A 19,221-nucleotide genomic window follows, 5' to 3' on the forward strand; every position below is an offset into this window, starting at 1 on the left:
CGGATGAACGATCCGCTGGCCGGCCGGCCAAGAGCTCCGGGGTGCGATGGGCATGTGTACGGGCATTGCCGGCTCGGCGGGTGCGCTGCGCGGAGATTGCCGAACGGCTCCCCCTGCAGCTCCCAGGCCGGCACCTAGAATTACTGTCCATAAGGATTCAAGTCTACAGTCCGGCCGCGGCGCGGCTTCACGCGGCTTCACAGGCGTAGGCCGGGTCGCCCGACGGAGCAAACGAGCGCAAAATCCCGGTAAGGAAGAGCCCCCTGCGGGAACGGAAGTCAAGGCGTACCGCGATTGACATGATTTAGATCACCACTATTGGCAGATAGCCGCCGCTCGTCACTAGACTGGCTAGGGTCTGAGTTCGCGGGACCCGGACCCTGGCTCGCTTTGCACCCCCTGCAGTTCCCCGGGCCAGCTGGACATCAACACTCATGGAAGAGGCGTATTTCAAGTGCCAGAGCAGCCAAGCCACCGTCTACCCGAGGAATTTGGCGGAAACGAGTGGCTCGTTGACGAACTGTACGAGCGGTACCAGCAGGACAAGAATTCGGTCGACGCCAAGTGGTGGCCGCTCTTCGAGTCCTTCGACACCGCTGACGGCACTTCTTCCAACGGAACCTCAGCAGCCCCTGCCAACCCTCCCACTCGCGAAATTCCTGTCGTTGCACAGGCCGCCGCACCGGCAACGACGCCGGCCGCGCCCGTAGCCGCACCGGCAACTCCCCCCGCCGCCCCCGCACCTGCTCCGGCTGCTCCCGCGGCACCGGTCAAGAAGGCTCCGGCCACTGTCGCCAAGGACGGCGCGCAGAAGCCATCCGACGGCAGCCAGTCACAGCCGATCCCGGCACAGCTCCCCAAGAGCACCAAGGCTCCCACTCCCCCGGAAGAGGACGTCGTCTCCGTCCTCCGTGGTCCGGCCAAGGCCATCGCCTCCAACATGGTCACAAGCCTTGAGGTCCCCACCGCCACGAGCGTCAGGGCCGTTCCCGCGAAACTCCTGATCGACAACCGCGTTGTCATCAACTCCAACCTTGCCCGTGCCCGCGGCGGCAAGGTCTCCTTCACCCACCTCATCGGCTACGCGGTGGTCCGCGCACTGTCCCAGTTCCCGTCGATGAACGTGTACTACGACGAAGTGGATGGAAAGCCCGTCGCCGTGCAGCCCGCGCACGTGAACTTCGGCATTGCCATTGACATGCCCAAGCCTGACGGCACGCGCCTTCTGATGGTTCCCAACATCAAGAAGGCCGAAACCATGAACTTCGCGGAGTTCTGGCACACCTACGAAGACCTCATCAAGCGCGCACGCAACGGCAAGCTCACGGCGGACGACCACGCGGGCACCACCGTGTCGCTGACCAACCCGGGCGGCATCGGTACCGTGCACTCGGTGCCCAGGCTCTCCAAGGGCCAGGCGGCCATCATCGGCGTCGGAGCCCTCGACTACCCTGCCGAGTGGCAAGGCGCGAGCGAGAAGATCATCGCCCAGAACGCCATCAGCAAGATCCTCACGCTGACGTCCACGTACGACCACCGCGTCATCCAGGGCGCCGGAAGCGGCGAGTTCCTCAAGCTCGTCCACCAGCTCCTCCTCGGCGCCCAGAACTTCTACGACGAGATTTTCGAAGCGCTGCGCATTCCCTACGAGCCCGTGCGTTGGAGCCCAGACCTCCAGGTGGACCCCGCCGACGAGATCAACAAGGTTGCCCGCATCCAGCAGTTGATCCACTCCTACCGGGTCCGCGGCCACCTCATGGCAGACACGAACCCGCTCGAGTACGTCCAGCGCAAGCACCCCGACCTCGACGTGCTGACGTACGGCCTCACCCTGTGGGACCTGGACCGTGAGTGGCCCACCGGCGGCTTCGGCGGCAAGCCAATGCTCAAGTTCCGCGACATCCTGGGCGTCCTCCGCGACGCCTACTGCCGGACCACGGGCATTGAGTACATGCACATCCAGGAGCCGGAAGAACGCAAGTGGTTCCAGGACCAGTTGGAGCACCCGTACTCCAAGCCGAGCCGTGAAGAGCAGCTGCGCATCGTTTCCAAGCTCAACGCAGCGGAGGCCTTCGAAACCTTCCTCCAGACCAAGTTCGTGGGCCAGAAGCGCTTCTCCCTCGAAGGCGGGGAATCCCTGATTCCGCTGCTGGACACCATCATCTCCGACGCCGCCGACGACGGACTCGACGAGGTCGCGATCGGCATGGCCCACCGTGGCCGCCTCAACGTGCTCACCAACATTGCGGGCAAGACGTACGCCCAGGTCTTCCGCGAGTTCGAAGGCACCCAGGACCCCCGCTCCGTGCAGGGCTCGGGCGACGTCAAGTACCACCTCGGCACTGAAGGCACCTTCACTTCGGACAACGGCAATGAGACCAAGGTCTACCTCGCTGCCAACCCTTCCCACCTTGAAGCGGTTGACCCCGTGCTTGAAGGCATTGTCCGGGCCAAGCAGGACCGGCTGGACCAGGGCGAGGCTTTCCCCGTTTTGCCCATCATGGTCCATGGCGACGCCGCATTCGCCGGCCAGGGCGTGGTGGCGGAAACGCTCAACCTGTCCCAGCTGCGCGGCTACCGCACCGGTGGAACCATCCACATCATCGTGAACAACCAGGTCGGCTTCACCACCGCGCCGTCGTCGTCGCGTTCCTCGACGTACTCCACCGACGTCGCCAAGATGATCCAGGCTCCGGTCTTCCATGTGAACGGCGACGACCCCGAGGCCGTGGTTCGCATCGCGCAGCTGGCCTACGAGTTCCGCCAGCGCTTCCACAAGGACGTCATCGTGGACATGGTCTGCTACCGCCGCCGCGGACACAACGAGGGCGACGACCCCTCGATGACCCAGCCGCTCATGTACAACCTCATCGAAGCCAAGCGTTCCGTCCGCAAGCTCTACACGGAATCCCTCATCGGACGTGGCGACATCACCGAAGACGAAGCGGAACAGCTGCTGCGCGACTACCAGGAACGCCTCGAGCGCGTCTTCGCGGAGACACACGCCGCGCAGACTTCGCCTATTCCGATCGTCACGGCGGACTCCGCTGCGGTCTCGGACATCGAGCGTCCCATCGCCCAGCAAGCGGACTTCGGCACCAACGCTCCCGCCACCACCGCCATTCCGGCCGAAATGCTGCAGAGAATCGGCCAGGCGCACTTGGACATTCCGGAAGGCTTCACGGTCCACTCCAAGCTCAAGCAGCTCCTCGAGAAGCGTGAGCAGATGTCCCGTGAGGGCGGCATCGACTGGGGCTTCGGCGAGATCGCGGCCTTTGGTTCGCTCGTCATGGAGGGCGTCCCCGTCCGCCTCGCCGGCCAGGATTCCCGGCGTGGCACGTTCGTCCAGCGTCACTCCGTTTTCCACGACCGCGCAAACGGCCGCGAGTGGGTGCCGCTGGCCAACCTGAGCGAGGACCAGGCCAAGCTGTGGATCTACGACTCCTTGTTGTCCGAATACGCGGCCATGGGCTTCGAGTACGGCTACTCGGTGGAACGTCCGGACGCCTTGGTGCTTTGGGAGGCGCAGTTCGGTGACTTCGTCAATGGCGCACAGACCATCATCGACGAATTCATCTCCTCGGCCGAACAAAAGTGGGGCCAGCGTTCCTCGCTCGTGCTCATGCTGCCGCACGGCTACGAAGGCCAGGGACCGGACCACTCGTCCGCACGCATCGAGCGGTTCCTGCAGCTTTGCGCCGAAGACAACATGATCGTGGCGAACCCCACCACGGCCGCCTCGCACTTCCACTTGTTGCGCCGGCAAGCGTACAGCCGTCCGCGCAAGCCGCTCATCATCTTCACTCCGAAGCAGCTTTTGCGCCTCAAGGGTGCGGCTTCCGCGGTGGAGGACTTCACCACGGGCGGCTTCAAGCCGGTCATCGGCGAGCACGAGCCTCTTCAGGCAGAGGGCGTTGACCGCGTGATCCTGGTTTCCGGCCGCCTGTACTACGATCTCCTGTCGAGCCGCCAGAAGACCGGCGACACCTCGACGGCGATCATCCGGCTGGAACAGCTGTACCCGCTGCCCCAGGCCCAGATCGAAGCGGAACTGGCCAAGTACCCGAACGCCGAAATCGTCTGGGCGCAGGACGAACCCGCCAACCAGGGCCCGTGGCCGTTCATCGGCCTGAACCTGCCGCAGGCACTTGACCGCAAGATCCGGCTCGTTTCGCGTCCGGCATCGGCTTCCACGGCAGCCGGTTCCATGAAGCGCCACAGCGCCGAACAGGCCACCTTGCTCAAGCAGGCCTTCGAACGCAAGTAACCCCAAGAGTGAAGGCCGCCCGGCTGGAGGTTCAATACCCGCTTCCAGCCGGGCGGTTCTGTTTAATGGAACAAGTGCCCGGTGATCCAGCCGCCCGGCCGGGCACAGTGCAAGGACCGCAACGTTTGGTGAAGAGGTAACCGTGGAAGACAGGAAGCTGCGCATCGCAGCTGTTGGTGATGAACTACTCGCCGGGCTCGGTGATCCCAGGGCCTTGGGCTGGCTCGGGAGGGTCCTTGCGCGGACTCCCCAGGATTCCGTTCCCGTGGAGAGCTACTCTCTTCCCTGCCCCATGGAGGGCACGGAGGGTCTCGCCGCGCGCTGGCTCGACGAAGCCGGGAGGCGCTTCAGCGAGGTCCACGAAAACCGCCTCGTGATCGGTTTGTCCGGCCGCGACATAGAATTCGGTGTTTCCACGGCGCGCAGCCGCCTCAATCTTGCCAACATCCTCGATGCGGCGTCCCAAAGCAACATCGAAGTATTCGTCGTCGGTCCGCCGCCCACCCTGGATCCTGCCAAAAACCGCCGGATAGCGGAACTCAACGCCGCATTTGCGGACGTCACCACCCGCCGCAACCACCATTACGTCGACACCTTCTCGCCATTGCTCAACCACGAGCAATGGCGCACCGACCTCGCTGCGAACGGCGGCACCCCGGGCCAGGCGGGCTACGGGCTCATGGCCTGGCTCGTTTTGCATCGTGGCTGGTTCCAGTGGCTGAGGATCGCCCAGCCGGAATAGCCCGACTGGAGGGGCATCTCCCTCCCGTTTGCAGGACCTATTGCCAAGCCCAGGATCGCGATATATCGTGAATCTAACGACGCGATATATCGCGACACCCGAGCGCAGTAATGGAGGGGCCATGTCAGAAGAGAACTGGACCGTCACCGGTCCGCAGACCATCGACGTCGACGGCGTCCGCTCACTCAAGCTGGGCATCGTCAAAGGCCGTTTCGACGTCGTGACGCACGACGAAGCGACCACCAGGATCGAAGTCTCGGAGATCGGCGGCGACCCACTGAGCGTTAGCCTCGTTGACGGCCGGCTCGAGGTCCGCCACCAGTTGCACGGCGCCCAAGGGTGGTTCCGCAACCTCATGGGGACCGTCAACAACACCAGTGCCAACACGATCGTCATCAGCATCGCGTTGCCTGCGGGCGTCGACGTCGAAGCAGGGACCGTGGGCGGCGACGGCATGGTATCGGGAGCCACCGGCCATATCCGCCTCAACACGGTGTCCGGGTCCGTCCTCGCGGACGGCACGCGGGGCGAGCTTCACGTCAACACCGTCAGCGGCGAGGTCATCGCCCGCAATCACGACGGCATCATGACCGCCAAAAGCGTCTCGGGCGAAGTCACGGCCTCGGGCCGTTTCCAGAACATCCGGGCCCATACAGTCAGCGGCGACCTCAGCTTCGACCTTCAGGGCTACACCCGGGACTTCGGAGCCAACTCCGTTTCAGGCGACCTCACCATCCGCCTGCCGCACGACGTGGGCGTGGACATCGTGGCCAAAACGGCCAGCGGCACCGTGATGATCGATGACCAGCTCTATGCCCAGTCGGGTGGAAGGGTCCAGACCATCGTCGGCCCCGACGAGCGGCTCATGGTCGCACGAACCAACTCCGTGTCGGGAAAGACGTTCATCATCCATGGCAGCGTGCCAACGCCCGGAACAGCGCACTCGGCACCCGGAGGGGAAGAAGCCTGATGCCACCCGTCTTTGCCCACGGAGCGCTCCGGCTTTATCTGCTGGCACTCCTGGAATCAGGTCCCAAGCACGGTTACGAACTCATCAAAGCCCTCGGCGACCGCTTCGGAGGAACCTACTCCCCCAGTGCCGGAACGATCTATCCGCGCCTGGGCAAACTGGAGGAAGAAGGGCTCGTCGCCACCAGCAGCGCCGGGCGCCGCACCAACTACTCCATCACCGCGGCCGGACTCGCCGAGCTCAACAGCAGGCGGCAGGAACTGGCCGACGTCGAGGACAACATCTCCGCTTCCGTGCGGCGGTTGGCCGACAATCTCCGCGACGACATCCGCAGCAACATGCGCGGCTTGCGGGCAGACCTGGCGGCGACAGCCGAAACCGCGCGGGCCAATGCGAAGTCCGCGGACTTCCAGTCGTGGGCCGGGAGCTACTCTCCTGAAGGGCACCGCATCCTGAAGGAAGCCGAAATGATGGTCCAGTCCTTCCGCGATGACATCCGCGTGGAGTTGCGGCAGCACGCCGGCTCCCGGACCCTGACACCCATGGCCCTTGAGACCGTGCGCACGGTCTTGGACCAGGCCAGGATCTCCATCCGGAATTCCCTGCGGGGCTGAGCCTCCGTTTCCCCGCGGCCGCGCCTCCGTTCCTGCGCGGCAGGACGGCACGGTTCGCGGCCTGGCCCCGTGATGTGGGAGACTGGAGGGCAGCTTTATTGAGTATCAAGAATCTAAGGAGGCCAGCTATGAGCAAGCGTGCACGTAAGCGTCGTGACCGTAAGCGCGGCGGCGCAAACCACGGCAAGCGTCCCAACACCTAAGCCAGCGGCTTAGCGTAAGACTTAATGCGGAGGGCCCCGGAAACCATCAGGTTTCCGGGGCCCTTGCCGTTTGGGGATCTTAGGCGTCCACCGAGTTCATGGAGTGGATCCTGTCCAGGATCGAGTTTTTGAGATTCTCAGGAGCCGCTTCCGTGCAGGAGCGCTTGACCACGGTGCGGATGACGCATTCAAGGTCATATTGCTCGGTGCATTCCGGGCACTCGTCCAGGTGCGTCTTGATCTCTGCGATGTCCTCGCGGGTCAAGGCACCATCGAGGTACTCGTAAATACGTTGCATCCGAGCATCGTCGCAGTCGCCCAATCCTTGGCAGCTCATTTCCTTTTCTCCTGTTTTTTGCTTGTGGCCGCGCCCACGGCCAAGGCCTTTTCTTCCGCGCCGGCACTGATTCCCCGTTCTGCGGCGTAGTCCGCCAGCAGATCGCGCAACATTTTCCTGCCGCGGTGAAGCCGGGACATGACCGTGCCGATCGGGGTATTCATGATGTCTGATATTTCCTTGTATGCGAAGCCTTCGACGTCAGCGAAGTACACCGCGAGCCGGAATTCCTCCGGAATGGACTGCAGGGCGCTCTTCACGTCCGAGTCCGGCAAATGATCCAGCGCCTCCGCCTCCGCAGATCGCAGCCCCGCCGAGGTGTGGGATTCCGCCCGTGCCAGCTGCCAGTCTTCGATCGAGTCCGAATTCGACTGCAGCGGTTCGCGCTGCCGCTTCCGGTAGAGGTTGATGTAGGTGTTGGTCAGGATGCGGTACAGCCACGCCTTGAGGTTGGTACCCGGCTTGTACTGGTGGAAGGCGGAAAAGGCCTTGGTGTAGGCCTCCTGGACCAAGTCCTCGGCGTCGGACGGATTCCTGGCCATGCGCATGGCGGCCGAATAGAGCTGGTCGACATACTGCATGGCGTCGCGTTCGAAGCGCGCCCTCCGCTGTTCGGGGGTCTCGTGTGCGAAGTCCACCGCAACCTCGACGTCGGCCCCGACATTTGCGTCGCCGCCGGACGTTGTGTCCGTGACTTCGGTCGCTGCTTCGTACATGGCCGCTGCGGCCGGATCCATGGTGCTCATTGCATCCAAGTCTACTGTCACCCTCCGGGAGTCCACCGGCCGCTCACGAACAAGCGCCAAGTGTCCCTCACGGTCCTTAACCAAGGCCAAAAAACCATCTCCACTCGAACGACATGACTAAACGCGGCGCACCACACGCACCGCAATCCCCGGTCCGGCCCAAACCGCACCTTCTTCTCACAACGGCAAGCTCCGGGCAAATATTCCGCAAAGATGCAAGACTAGATCCGACTGCACCCGTGAACAACGCACCACTTGAATACAGCTTGAATGCAGCACCACCTGAACACCATGGCAAGCCATCCAGGAGGCAAAAACATGTCCCTCGTCCGTTTTCTCGCCAGGCCAATGTTGGCTTCCAGCTTTGTCATCGCAGGGCTGGACAAGCTCAAAAACGTTGATGACACCGCGACGCAGCTCTCCCCGTTGCTCCGCCGCGCTTCCGAGGCACTGCCTTTCCCGACGGACGAGAAGTCGCTTGCGAGAATCATCGGTGGTGCCCAGGTAGGCGCCGGCGCGTTGCTGGCCCTCGGCAAATGCTCCCGGTTCTCGGCTACGCTGCTAGCCGGCATCTCGGTCCTGAACACTTTTGTCGAGTGGCGTTCTTCCGACATCAGCACCAAGGAAGGCCGGCTCGCCCGCCGCGCCCGGTTGCTCAAGAACATTTCACTGACCGGCGGCGTATTCCTCGCCGCCGTCGACACCGCGGGCAAGCCGAGCCTGGCATGGCGTGCCGAACACCTCGCAATGGACGCCAAGAAGGCCACGGGCAAGCAGTTGAAGAAAACAGACCGGGCCGTCCGCAAGGCAGTCGACAAAACAGTTGGAGCATAAGGAAGCATGCCCGGAACCCCCGCCACGCAAACAGACGATTCAGGAACCACCACAGCCCCGGCACTCCCCCTGTGGCCGGCGCCTTTCGCCAGCCGCCCTGTGGATGCCACGGTTACGGTTCCCGGCTCGAAGTCGCTGACCAACCGCTACCTGGTCTTGGCGGCCTTGGCCAACGGGACAAGCAGGCTGCGGGCACCTTTGCATTCGCGGGATTCCGCCCTCATGATCGCGGCCTTGCGCCAGCTTGGCGCCACCATCACCGAGGTACCGGGCGATGGAGACTACGGCCCGGATCTTGAAGTGACCCCCATCGATCCGGCGGCTGCGGCATCGGAGACCGCCATCGATTGCGGCCTGGCCGGCACGGTCATGCGCTTTGTGCCGCCGCTTGCAGCCCTGCGCAACGGCGCTTCAGTGTTCGACGGCGATCCCCACGCACGCCTTCGACCCATGGGCACCATCATCGAAGCGCTCCGGACACTCGGAGTGGAAGTCAGCGCGCTGGACGGGACCGCGGCGAGCTCGCTGCCGTTCAAGGTTTCCGGGACCGGCTCTGTCCGCGGTGGCCATTTGGTGATCGACGCGAGCGCTTCGTCGCAGTTCGTTTCCGCCCTGTTGCTGGTGGGCGCCCGGTTCGACGAGGGGCTGCACCTGGAGCATGTCGGCAAGCCAGTGCCGAGCCTTGACCACATCAATATGACAGTCTCGGTCCTGCGCGGCGTCGGAGTGCAGGTGGATGACTCTGTCCCGAACCATTGGCGGGTCGCCCCCGGCGTCATCCAGGCGTTCGACGAGAGGATCGAGCAGGATCTTTCCAACGCCGGTCCGTTCCTGGCCGCTGCGCTTGCCACGAAGGGAACCGTCCGGATCCCCAACTGGCCGGCAAATACCACCCAAGTCGGGGACCTCTGGCGGGACATCCTCGCCACCATGGGTGCAACGGTCACGCTGGACAACGGCACGCTGACAGTCACCGGCGGCCCGGAGATCCTTGGCGCGGACTTCGACGAAACCAGCGAGCTCGCTCCTACCGTGGCGGCACTGTGCGCCTTGGCGACCGGTCCGTCCCGGCTCACCGGCATCGCTCATCTGCGGGGACACGAAACGGACCGGCTGGCCGCCCTGGTTGCCGAAATCAACCGGCTCGGCGGGGACGCCGAGGAAACCAGCGACGGCCTGGTCATACGCCCCGCGGCGCTGCACGCCGGCGTCGTGCACAGCTACGCGGACCACCGGATGGCCACCGCTGGCGCCATCCTGGGGCTCGCCGTCGAGGGGGTCCAGGTTGAAGACATCGCCACGACCTCCAAGACCATGCCGGAATTCCCGCACATCTGGGCTTCGATGCTCACTGCCGGTCCAGCGCCCGCAGATACCGCTTCATCGGAGACAAGCAACTGAAGATGGCTCGCGACGCACGCTCCTGGGACGAGTCCGATGTCCGGATCCGCCCCAACAAGAAGGGCACACGGCCCCGCACTAAGGACCGCCCCAGCCACGACAACGCCGTGATCGGCCGTATCATCACAGTCGACCGCGGCCGCTACACCGCGATCGTGGACGAAAACTCGGACAACGAGCGCATCGTCATTGCCGCCCGCGCCCGGGAACTCCGGCGCTCCCCCGTTGTCCCCGGAGACTTCGTGGGCCTCGTGGGCGATGTGTCCGGAGCCCCGGACACCCTCGCCCGCCTCGTGCGCGTCGAGGAGCGGAAGACGCTCCTGCGGCGCAGTGCGGACGACACGGATCCGGTCGAACGGGCCGTCGTCGCCAACGCCGACCAACTCGTGGTGGTGGTTGCGGCCGCCAACCCGGAACCGCGCACCGGATTCATCGACCGCGCCTTGGTGGCGGCGTACGACGCCGGAATCGAGCCGCTGCTGCTCGTCACCAAAGCGGATGTCAAGGATCCGACGGAGCTACTCGCCAATTACGTGAGCCTCGGTTTCCCCGTCATCATCAGTCGAACGGCCGACGCAGGCGCCTCCGGCATCGACGCCCGGTCCGACGACGGGCTCTCCGCCCGCCTCGACAGTGACGCCGTCGGCCAATTGCGGAACTACCTCGACGGCAAGGTCACCGTACTCCTGGGCCACTCCGGCGTCGGGAAATCCACCATGGTGAACGCCCTCACCGGCGCCGAACGCGCCACGGGCGGGGTCAACGCCGTGACCGGGCGCGGTCGCCACACCTCGTCCTCCGCCCTTGCGCTGAAGCTGAGCGACGCCCCCGGCGGAAGCTGGATCATCGATACACCCGGGATCCGTTCCTTCGGCCTGGCCCACGTGAACCCGGACCGCATCCTGCACGCCTTCCCGGACCTGGAACCGGGAACGGAAAGGTGCGAGCGGGGCTGCAAGCACGATGCCTCCGCAGTTCGATGCGGACTGGATTCATGGGTCGCGGAGGGCCATGCGGGCGAGTCAGGCCCGGCCCGCCTGGCCTCGTTGCGCCGGCTCCTCGGCGCTGACCCGCGCATGGAAGCCCAAGAGACGAAGGAACTGGGCACCGTCAACTGACGGTCAACTAACTGCGCAGTTTGCAGCGCTACATCCCCGGCTCACCGGCGAATAGACGGTAGTTTGGAACCATGACCCAACCCGATTCGCGCTACAACGACGACCTGCGGCTGGCACACGTCCTGGCCGACTCCGTCGATTCCCTAACCATGGAGCGGTTCAAGGCACTGGACCTCCAGGTAGAGACCAAACCCGACCTGAGCCCGGTCACCGATGCCGACAAAGCCGCCGAGGAAGCAATCCGCGGGCAGCTCTCCCGTTCCCGCCCCCGCGACGCCGTCCTCGGGGAGGAGTTCGGCAGCTCGGGCCACGGCTCGAGGCGTTGGATCATCGATCCCATCGACGGGACCAAGAACTTCGTGCGAGGCGTGCCCGTCTGGGCCACGCTCATCGCACTTGTGGACGAAGGCGAGGTAGTGGTCGGGCTTGTGAGCGCTCCAGCCCTCGGCAAGCGTTGGTGGGCGGCCAAGGGCTCGGGCGCCTACATGGGCCGGTCGCTGGCCGCGGCCACCCGGTTGAGGGTTTCCAACGTGTCCCGGCTTGAAGACGCCTCGCTTTCCTACTCCGAGCTTTCCGAGTGGAAGCAGCACGGCAAGCTGGATGACTTCCTGGGCCTTGAGAACGATGTGTGGCGCAGCCGTGCGTACGGCGATTTCTGGTCCTACTGCCTCGTGGCTGAAGGGGCAGTGGACATCGCCGCCGAACCCGAGCTCCAGGTCTACGACATGGCCGCCTTGGTCCCCATCGTGACCGAGGCCGGCGGACGCTTCACATCCCTGGATGGCGCGGATGGGCCTTTCGGCGGAAACGCCGTCGCCACCAACTCGATCCTGCACTCCGAGGTCCTCAAGAGGCTCAACCCCGAGCTCGACGACCTACTCTGACGCCCCTTTCCCTGAATAAACAACGGCGGACGCCCCTCTTTGGGGGCGTCCGCTACTTTTTCTTCGACGAAAGGCGCATTTTTCCGGCGGTGTAACAATCGGCTTAACAATCGCCGGCCACGTTGGAACGAGCCTCGCCGGTGTCCTAGTCTCTTTACAGGTCACGAGTGCCAGCGCGAAACCCCGGTTTGCTGGCCGGCAACCCTCCATCGCGGCGGGGTGCCCCGGGTGACGACCCGGCCGGTCCGGAACGGATACGGCAAGCGCGGACCCCCTGTACGCAGGGGTCCCTCTTGAGTGAGGTCCCATGAGCACAGCCACCTTTACGTCCCACGCTCTTCCGCTGGACGACGACGCCGTACAGCAGCTTTCCCGGGCATCGCGCCCCTTGGCCGCGGTGACGGGAGCGGAGTTGCAGGCGCCCCTGATCCAAGGCGGCCACATTCGCTACGCCAACCTTGACTATGGCGCGTCAGCCCCTGCCCTGACGGTTGTTTCCGCTTACCTCAACGAGATCCTGCCGTACTACGCGAGCGTCCACCGCGGCGCAGGCTACGCCTCTCAAATCAGCACCTCGGTCTACGAAAATGCCCGCAACATCGTCCGCGGCTTTGTTGGCGGGCGGCCGGACGATGCCGTCATTTTCACGCGCAACACCACCGATTCGCTCAACCTCCTGGCCGGCTGCCTGCCAGTTTCGGACGCCAAGCACGCTGGCGAGGTCCTCTACTTGGACATCGAGCACCACGCCAACCTCCTGCCGTGGCAAGGCGTCCCCCACAGAAGCATTGTTGCGGCCGAAACCTTGTCTGAGACTGTGGCCACCGTCCGCACGGCGCTGTCCCAGGGCGGAGTGAGCCTCCTCGCAGTCACCGGCGCGTCGAACGTGACCGGCGAAATCCTGCCCATCACGGAGCTCGCCGCCTTGGCCCATGAATTCGGGGCACGGATTGTGGTGGACGCGGCGCAACTCGCCCCGCACCGCCGTATCGACATCGCCGGCGCGGAGATCGACTACTTGGTGTTCTCCGGGCACAAGCTTTATGCGCCCTTCGGCGCCGGTGTCCTGGTGGGCCGCCCCGACTGGCTCGACGCCGGCACGCCGCACCTTGCAGGAGGCGGCGCCGTCCGGGAAGCGCGCCTTGATTCCGTCAGCTGGGCCACGGGACCGGCCAGGCATGAAGGAGGCTCGCCGAATGTGCTCGGCGCGGCCACCCTCGCCCGGGCCACGCAGGTCATCGCCGCCCTTGACCACGATGAATGGCACGCCCACGAGGCCGCCATCCGCTCACACCTCGTGGACGGCCTCAAGCAAATCGATGGCGTGACCGTGCACCAGATCTTCAGCGACACCAACCCGCAGGACACCATCGGCGTCGTGAACTTCTCGCTCCAAGGCTACGACGCCGGACTTGTGGCGGCTTATCTTGCGGCCGAACACGGCATCGGACTGCGCGACGGACGCTTTTGCGCGCACCCGCTGCTCAAGCGCCTCGGCCTTCCCTCCGGATCCCTTCGAGCCAGTTTCGGCCTGGGATCACGCTTGGAAGACGCCACCCGCCTGATCGCGGGCATCGAGGCGCTCAAGAGCAATGGCCTCGGATGGGACTACGTCGTGGATGCCGGCCGTTGGGTGCCCGCGAACGACCACCGCAGCTACCCCGAGTGGGCTCCCAACACTCCCGGGACCGCGGGAGCCGCTCCCTGCACCACCGACTGATTGCGGTAGATTCGTAGGGTATTTTTTCCTGTCCTGCGAAGGAGTCTCCGCGTGGCCCCGCGACCCAAAGGCACGTCAGCCGGTCCCAAGCTCTACGAGGAACGGCGCCTTGAACTCGGCCAAAGTTTCCAGGACGGCGGAGAACACTATGACCGTGTCCGGCCGGGATACCCTGCGGATTCGGCCGACTGGCTGCTGCCGAAAGACGCGCGGGACGCGGCAGACATCGGCGCCGGCACCGGCAAGTTCACGGCGCTCCTCGTCGAACGCGGGCTCGCGGTGTCCGCGGTGGACCCTTCCACGGACATGCTCGCGCAGCTGCGCAAAACGTATCCACAAGTGAACGCCCTGGAGGGCACGGCCGAGGCAACCGGGCTGGCGGACTCAGCATTCGACGTCGTCAGCGTTGCCCAGGCCTGGCACTGGTGCGACCCCCTCGCAGCCAGCACCGAGATCGCGCGGATCCTTCGGCCCCAGGGTGTGATCGGCTTGATCTGGAACCAGCTGGACACCTCCGTGCCGTGGGTCCATCGCCTGTCCCGCATCATGCATGCCGGCGATGTCCACAAACCGGACTTCCGGCCTGTGGTGGGTCCTGAGTTCACCGGCCTCGAAAGGCACGTGACGCGCTGGGAGGATCCGGTGACTCCGGCCGATATCCTCGAACTCGTGAAATCGCGCAGCTACTACTTGAGGGCGAATGACGCCACCCGGGCCAAGGTCATGGACAATCTTCAGTGGTACCTCTTCGAACATCTGGGCCATGCCGAGGGCGAGGTCATCCAGCTGCCCTACCTCACGCAGAGCTGGCGGGCACGCAAGGCCTGATGCGGCCTGTTCACGATAGGCTTGGAACCGTGAAGACCAGTGCGCCCTCCTCCTCGATCGAGGACTACGTCAAGGTCATCTACTCCTATACGGAGTGGCAGGACAAACCCATCACGTCCTCACAGCTCGCGCAGCGGCTCGGGGTGGCCAATTCCTCCGTCTCGGAAATGGTCCGCAAGCTCAAGGACCAAGGCCTCGTGGACCACCAGCCGTACAGCGCCATTACCTTGACCCCCCGGGGCATGCGGCTTGCCCTTGGCATGGTCCGCAGGCACCGCCTGATCGAAACCTACCTCGTCAGGGAACTGGGCTACAGCTGGGACGAGGTCCATGACGAGGCCGAGATGCTCGAGCACGCGGTCTCGGACACCTTCATCGATCGCATGGCCGCCAAGCTGGGCAATCCCGGACGCGATCCGCATGGTGACCCCATCCCCGCGGCGGACGGTTCGGTGAGCCTGCCGCATGCCCACCGCATGATCGAGCTCGACGACGGCCATTCCGGGAAGATCACGCGGATCAGCGACGAAAACCCGGAGTTGCTGAGGTACTTGTCCGCAGAGGATATCGACCTCGACGCCACCGTCCAGGTAATCGGCCGCAAACCGTTCGGTGGTGCCCTGGTGGTCCGGATCGGGAAGGGTGCGGGCAGCCGCGACTACGATCTCGCGGACGAGGTCGCCTCGGCACTTTGGGTGGCTACCGACAGGAAACACGAAGGCTGCGTCCTCGCGGACCGCTGACGAACCTGTCAGCCGCGCCGGGCGGCCGTGCCGCCGTCGTCGGGCGCTTGCCCTTCCGGAGAGTCCGCTGCCGCAGTGCCCAGCACCGGATTCCGGATCCCGACAGCGGATGCCACCGCCCCGAGGAAGAACAATGCGGCCGTGACCACCACGGCGTTCATGAGGCCTTGGCGGCTGAAGACCGGGCCGATGATGAGCCCTGCGAACGCGATGCAGATGAGCCCGGCGATACGGGCAACGGCGTTGTTCACCGCGGAACCAATCCCCGCCTCTTCGGTGGGTACCGCGCCGAGGATAGCCGCGGTGAGGGGCGCCACCAAGGTGCTCAGGCCGATGCCGAAGACTAGCTGCCCGGGCAACACTTGCGTCCAGTAGTTCAACGGCTCCTGGACGGCCAAGGTCATGAGGAAACCAATTCCGCAAATGAAGGGTCCGGCTGTCATGAACCACCGTGGACCGTATTTGCCGGCCAGTCCGCCGAAGAAGGAGGCCGTGAGCATCAGGAGGACGGTCGCGGGGAGCAACGCGATGCCCGCTGTGGTGGCTTTCATCCCGCCCACTTGCTGCAAGTAGATGCCCACGGAGAAGAAGCCCAGCGACAGGGCGCCGTAAATGGCGAGCGTGGCTATGTTTCCCCAGCCGAAATTTCGAATGCCGAAGAGCCTCAAGGGCAGCATCGGCTCCGGGGTCCGGGCTTCATGGACCAGGAAGAGGGCCAGGCCGACGGCACCGACGGCGAGAGGCATCCAGACCACCATGTTGCTCCAGCCCATGCGGCCTTGTTCGATAAACGCGTAGACCGGACCACCGAGTCCCACCATGGCCAGGAATGCGCCGAGGTAGTCGATGTTCTTGCTCGTGTCGGTGGCGGCATCGGACTTACGCAGCCCGGCGAGGATCGGCCAGACGGCGACGGCCGGAATGACGTTGATGAAGAAGATGACGCGCCAGGACAGCAGATCGACCGATGCGCCGCCGATCAGCGGCGCGACGATGGCGGCCGCGCTGGTCCAACCGGACCATTGGCCGATTGCCTTGGACTGCGCGGGCCCGGAGAAGAACGTGACGATCATGGCAAGCGAACTTGGGACCAGAAGCGCACCGGCGATCCCCTGGAGTGCCCGCGAGACCACCAGCACCTCGCCGTTCCACGCCAGGCCGCACGTGATGGAGGTGAGGGTGAACCCGGCGAGTCCCCATTCCAGGATGCGTGCACGGCCGAAGTGGTCGGAGAGGGAGCCGGCGACCAGGATCAGCGCGCCCAAGGTCAACAGGTAGGCATCCACCACCCATTGCTGGATGACAAGGCCGCCACCGAGCTCCCGGCCAATCGCGGGGAGTGCGAGGTTCACCACGAAGCCGTCCAAAATGGCGATGAAGGAAGCCACGATAGCCACAACGAGGACCCGCTTTTGGAGCGGGGTGCTTGGCACCAGGGCCGGTGCGTCGGTCATGGGGACAGCCTACGCCTGGGTGCGCTTGCCCGTTCGAATTCCTGCGCGATCCTGCCCCGGCGAATGTCCCGTATCGTTGAACGGTGATCAGCAGACGTGACGCCGCACTGGCCCTTGATATTTCGATGGAAATGGCCCAGCGCCACGGCATCCCTGCGCGGCTTTCGGAAGCCGAACTGAACGAACTGCAGGACAATCCGCCGCCGTGGCTCGTCCAATCCCGCGCCAACCGTACCGGCAAGCGTCCTGTGTGGGTGCACTTGAGCTGCGTCGTCTGCGGTTACACCGAGGCCGTTCGTCCGAAGAAGTGGTGGCCGGAGTTCACCTACGTCTTCTGCGGCCACCACCGGAACAGCGAGGTTCCCGGGATCCTGCCTGGCGAAGTCCGCACCGAGTACGAAGGAATCGGATCGCGGTTCGTGGGCGTTGTGGACGTCCCGGCGTCGGGTTCGGGCGCCGGTTGATTTCGGGTGAAACAGGCGTAACTTACAAGGAGAGGGTCTCTCAGGACCCTCTTTGCAGGATCTTAGGGCAGATCCTTAGTTAGGGAGCATGACATGCCTGACAAAGCGCCTCACCAGCACGAGACGAAGAAGAGCATCAAGACCATCAAGGAGAAACGGGCAGTGAAGCGTGCCAAGCACGAGTCCGATGCCGCTGCTGATCCGGTGGCCCACTTGAGGATGCGGAAGAAGTAGCAAAAAAAGCCGGTGCCACCGTGGCGCCGGCTTTTTAGCGGACGGGTTCCGTCATGGCCGCGCTCTTATGAATCCGCGTCGGTCATTTCGCTGGGGACGGCGACAATCGCGTTGATCTTGCCGTCGCGCAGGACGGTCAGCAGGAACGGTTCCCCTATGGCCTGCGAGAACAAGAGCTTTTGGAGGCTCTCGGCACTGGAAACCGCCCGCGACTGTGCACTGAGGACAAGATCTCCCGGGAGAAGTCCTGCCCGCTCGGCCGGAGAACCGGCGATGACTTCCACCACCCGCAGCGCTTCCTTCTGGCCAGTCCGGATCACCGCACTCGCATCCAAAGGGATAGGGGTGCTCACCAAACCAAGGTATGCCCGGCGGACCCGGCCGTCCTTCAGCAAGGCCGCGATGATCCGTTGAGTGGTGGTGTTGATGGGCACTGCGAGCCCGAGGCCGAGGCCGGCCACGGCGGTGTTGATTCCCACGATCCGCCCCTTGGTGTCGGCCAAGGCTCCCCCGGAGTTGCCCGGGTTCAACGCGGCGTCGGTCTGGACCACGTCCTCGATGACCCTGCTGTGCCGTCCGGACCTGACCGGGATGGAACGGCCGAGGCCGCTGACGACGCCCGCGGTCACCGATCCCGCCAACCCCAGCGGGGTTCCCACCGCGATCACCAGTTGTCCTACGTGCAGCGACTCCGCGTTGCCCAGGATAGCCGGAGGCGGTGTGTGGTGTCCGCGGACAATGGCGAGATCGGACAGGGGATCCGCACCGATGAGTTCGACGTCGGTGTGGGTTCCGTCGGCGAAGATTGCCCGCCCCGAGCGGAGGCCCGAAACCACGTGGGCGTTGGTCAGCATGTATCCGTCCCCCGTGAAGACAACAGCCGAGCCGCTTCCGATCCTCACCTGGCCGTTCCTGCTGGCGCTTCTCATCTCCAAAGCTGCGACATGCGGCGTGACTGTCTCTGCGACGTGCATGACTGTCCGCGAGTAGGCGTCTAAGGCCTCGTCGTCCGACGGAGCGTCAGGGATGTCCTCCGGAAAAGCTTGTTCCGGCAACGTACTCATGGTGCACCTCCTGCAACCGGTGGTGTCTATATCAACGAATACGCTGCCTCTCTTAGTCCGTTTCGTCCTACGCCGTGGGTGAACTCGGACACGGCACTGCCAATTGGGGAACTAGCCCCACAACGCTTTGCGCAGGAGGGCCCTAAGCTGGGCGACTTCGCCGTCGTCCAACGCGGCCAGCACTTCGGACTCCGCACGGCGTGCCGCAATAGCTGCCTGAGCGAGCAGTTGGCTCCCCTTCGGCGTGGCTGTCACCGTCTTGGCCCGGCGGTCCTGCTTGCCAGGTGCCCTGGTCACCAACTTCCGCTTTTCAAGCTCGTCCACCAAAGCGACTATCTGACTGGGGTCAAGGCTCAGGAAGTCCGCCAACTCCCGCTGGGTTGGATCCAATCCACTATTGGCCAGGATCAGGATTGAGTACGAACGCTCTTTGAGGTCGAACTCGGCGAGCGCCCGGTTGTTCACGATCGATCCGCCTACATGGAGCTTGGCCAGCAGGAAACCGATGTCCTCGCTGATCGCAGCGGCGACCAGCCGGTCCTTCGTGGCCTGTAGCTCGTCCTGAGCATCGATCGTCATAACAAACTCCAATAATCTT

19 protein-coding genes and 1 riboswitch are annotated in these 19,221 nt (G+C 64.5%); of the genes, 14 read left to right on the forward strand and 5 right to left on the reverse strand.

The annotated features are described in order from the left end of the window. Nucleotides 1–454: 454 nt before the first annotated feature. The 5 genes from L0B83_RS02740 (at nucleotide 455) to L0B83_RS19970 (ending at nucleotide 6,796) form a co-directional block, all read left to right on the forward strand. Nucleotides 455–4,267, forward strand: a complete 3,813-nt coding sequence (locus tag L0B83_RS02740; RefSeq protein WP_234756746.1) for a multifunctional oxoglutarate decarboxylase/oxoglutarate dehydrogenase thiamine pyrophosphate-binding subunit/dihydrolipoyllysine-residue succinyltransferase subunit — start codon at nucleotides 455–457, stop codon at nucleotides 4,265–4,267. A gap of 142 nt (nucleotides 4,268–4,409) precedes the next feature. Further along, complete coding sequence (locus L0B83_RS02745; RefSeq protein WP_234756748.1) at nucleotides 4,410–5,009, forward strand: GDSL-type esterase/lipase family protein; 600 nt, start codon at nucleotides 4,410–4,412, stop codon at nucleotides 5,007–5,009. A 121-nt stretch (nucleotides 5,010–5,130) separates the two neighbouring features. Continuing rightward, the gene (locus tag L0B83_RS02750; protein WP_234756750.1) at nucleotides 5,131–5,979 is read left to right on the forward strand and encodes a DUF4097 family beta strand repeat-containing protein; all 849 of its coding nucleotides are present in this window, start codon (nucleotides 5,131–5,133) and stop codon (nucleotides 5,977–5,979) included. Then, entirely contained in the window at nucleotides 5,979–6,593 is a 615-nt protein-coding gene (locus L0B83_RS02755; RefSeq protein ID WP_234756752.1) for a PadR family transcriptional regulator, read from the forward strand. Before L0B83_RS02750 ends, L0B83_RS02755 begins: the two co-directional genes overlap by 1 nt. Before the next feature lie 128 nt (nucleotides 6,594–6,721). Further along, a complete protein-coding gene (locus L0B83_RS19970; RefSeq protein ID WP_369299106.1) occupies nucleotides 6,722–6,796 on the forward strand; it encodes a 50S ribosomal protein bL37 in 75 nt (24 codons plus the stop codon). A gap of 79 nt (nucleotides 6,797–6,875) precedes the next feature. Here L0B83_RS19970 and rsrA read toward each other — a convergent pair whose 3' ends face one another. Then, on the reverse strand, nucleotides 6,876–7,133 hold the full coding sequence (rsrA, locus tag L0B83_RS02760; protein WP_234756754.1) for a mycothiol system anti-sigma-R factor: 258 nt from the start codon (nucleotides 7,131–7,133) through the stop codon (nucleotides 6,876–6,878). Further along, on the reverse strand, nucleotides 7,130–7,879 hold the full coding sequence (locus tag L0B83_RS02765; RefSeq protein WP_234756756.1) for a sigma-70 family RNA polymerase sigma factor: 750 nt from the start codon (nucleotides 7,877–7,879) through the stop codon (nucleotides 7,130–7,132). Before L0B83_RS02765 ends, rsrA begins: the two co-directional genes overlap by 4 nt. A gap of 318 nt (nucleotides 7,880–8,197) precedes the next feature. Here L0B83_RS02765 and L0B83_RS02770 point away from each other — a divergent pair, with 318 nt between their 5' ends. The 7 genes from L0B83_RS02770 to L0B83_RS02800 all read left to right on the forward strand — a co-directional run bounded on the left by L0B83_RS02770 (nucleotide 8,198) and on the right by L0B83_RS02800 (nucleotide 15,407). Next, nucleotides 8,198–8,713 carry a DoxX family protein gene (locus L0B83_RS02770; RefSeq protein ID WP_234756757.1) on the forward strand — a complete coding sequence of 172 codons (516 nt, stop codon included), beginning with the start codon at nucleotides 8,198–8,200 and terminating at the stop codon, nucleotides 8,711–8,713. A 6-nt stretch (nucleotides 8,714–8,719) separates the two neighbouring features. Then, nucleotides 8,720–10,114, forward strand: a complete 1,395-nt coding sequence (gene aroA, locus L0B83_RS02775) for a 3-phosphoshikimate 1-carboxyvinyltransferase (protein ID WP_234756759.1) — start codon at nucleotides 8,720–8,722, stop codon at nucleotides 10,112–10,114. A gap of 2 nt (nucleotides 10,115–10,116) precedes the next feature. Beyond that, nucleotides 10,117–11,232, forward strand: a complete 1,116-nt coding sequence (gene rsgA / locus L0B83_RS02780) for a ribosome small subunit-dependent GTPase A (RefSeq protein WP_234756761.1) — start codon at nucleotides 10,117–10,119, stop codon at nucleotides 11,230–11,232. Between the two features lie 71 nt (nucleotides 11,233–11,303). Next, entirely contained in the window at nucleotides 11,304–12,116 is an 813-nt protein-coding gene (gene hisN / locus L0B83_RS02785) for a histidinol-phosphatase (RefSeq protein ID WP_234756763.1), read from the forward strand. A 159-nt stretch (nucleotides 12,117–12,275) separates the two neighbouring features. Continuing rightward, a riboswitch (SAM riboswitch) is annotated at nucleotides 12,276–12,388 on the forward strand. A gap of 35 nt (nucleotides 12,389–12,423) precedes the next feature. Further along, complete coding sequence (locus L0B83_RS02790) at nucleotides 12,424–13,836, forward strand: aminotransferase class V-fold PLP-dependent enzyme (RefSeq protein ID WP_234756765.1); 1,413 nt, start codon at nucleotides 12,424–12,426, stop codon at nucleotides 13,834–13,836. 51 nt (nucleotides 13,837–13,887) lie between these two features. After that, a complete protein-coding gene (locus L0B83_RS02795) occupies nucleotides 13,888–14,664 on the forward strand; it encodes a class I SAM-dependent methyltransferase (protein ID WP_234756767.1) in 777 nt (258 codons plus the stop codon). A gap of 29 nt (nucleotides 14,665–14,693) precedes the next feature. Continuing rightward, on the forward strand, nucleotides 14,694–15,407 hold the full coding sequence (locus L0B83_RS02800) for a metal-dependent transcriptional regulator (protein WP_234756769.1): 714 nt from the start codon (nucleotides 14,694–14,696) through the stop codon (nucleotides 15,405–15,407). An 8-nt stretch (nucleotides 15,408–15,415) separates the two neighbouring features. Here the strand turns inward: L0B83_RS02800 and L0B83_RS02805 are convergent, their stop codons facing one another. After that, nucleotides 15,416–16,861, reverse strand: a complete 1,446-nt coding sequence (locus L0B83_RS02805; RefSeq protein ID WP_234756771.1) for an MFS transporter — start codon at nucleotides 16,859–16,861, stop codon at nucleotides 15,416–15,418. Nucleotides 16,862–16,944: 83 nt separating this feature from the next. Between L0B83_RS02805 and L0B83_RS02810 the strand changes: the two genes are divergently transcribed. Both L0B83_RS02810 and L0B83_RS02815 read left to right on the forward strand, forming a co-directional pair. After that, nucleotides 16,945–17,325, forward strand: coding sequence for a hypothetical protein (locus L0B83_RS02810; RefSeq protein ID WP_234756773.1), 381 nt, complete (start codon nucleotides 16,945–16,947; stop codon nucleotides 17,323–17,325). 93 nt (nucleotides 17,326–17,418) lie between these two features. Further along, nucleotides 17,419–17,559, forward strand: a complete 141-nt coding sequence (locus L0B83_RS02815) for a hypothetical protein (RefSeq protein WP_234756775.1) — start codon at nucleotides 17,419–17,421, stop codon at nucleotides 17,557–17,559. 65 nt (nucleotides 17,560–17,624) lie between these two features. Here the strand turns inward: L0B83_RS02815 and L0B83_RS02820 are convergent, their stop codons facing one another. Then, nucleotides 17,625–18,623, reverse strand: a complete 999-nt coding sequence (locus L0B83_RS02820) for a S1C family serine protease (protein WP_234756777.1) — start codon at nucleotides 18,621–18,623, stop codon at nucleotides 17,625–17,627. A 111-nt stretch (nucleotides 18,624–18,734) separates the two neighbouring features. After that, complete coding sequence (locus tag L0B83_RS02825; RefSeq protein ID WP_234756779.1) at nucleotides 18,735–19,202, reverse strand: MarR family winged helix-turn-helix transcriptional regulator; 468 nt, start codon at nucleotides 19,200–19,202, stop codon at nucleotides 18,735–18,737. Nucleotides 19,203–19,221: the final 19 nt, after the last annotated feature.

Origin of the sequence: Arthrobacter alkaliphilus (genome assembly GCF_021483235.1) — a bacterium.
Taxonomy (GTDB): domain Bacteria; phylum Actinomycetota; class Actinomycetes; order Actinomycetales; family Micrococcaceae; genus Arthrobacter; species Arthrobacter alkaliphilus.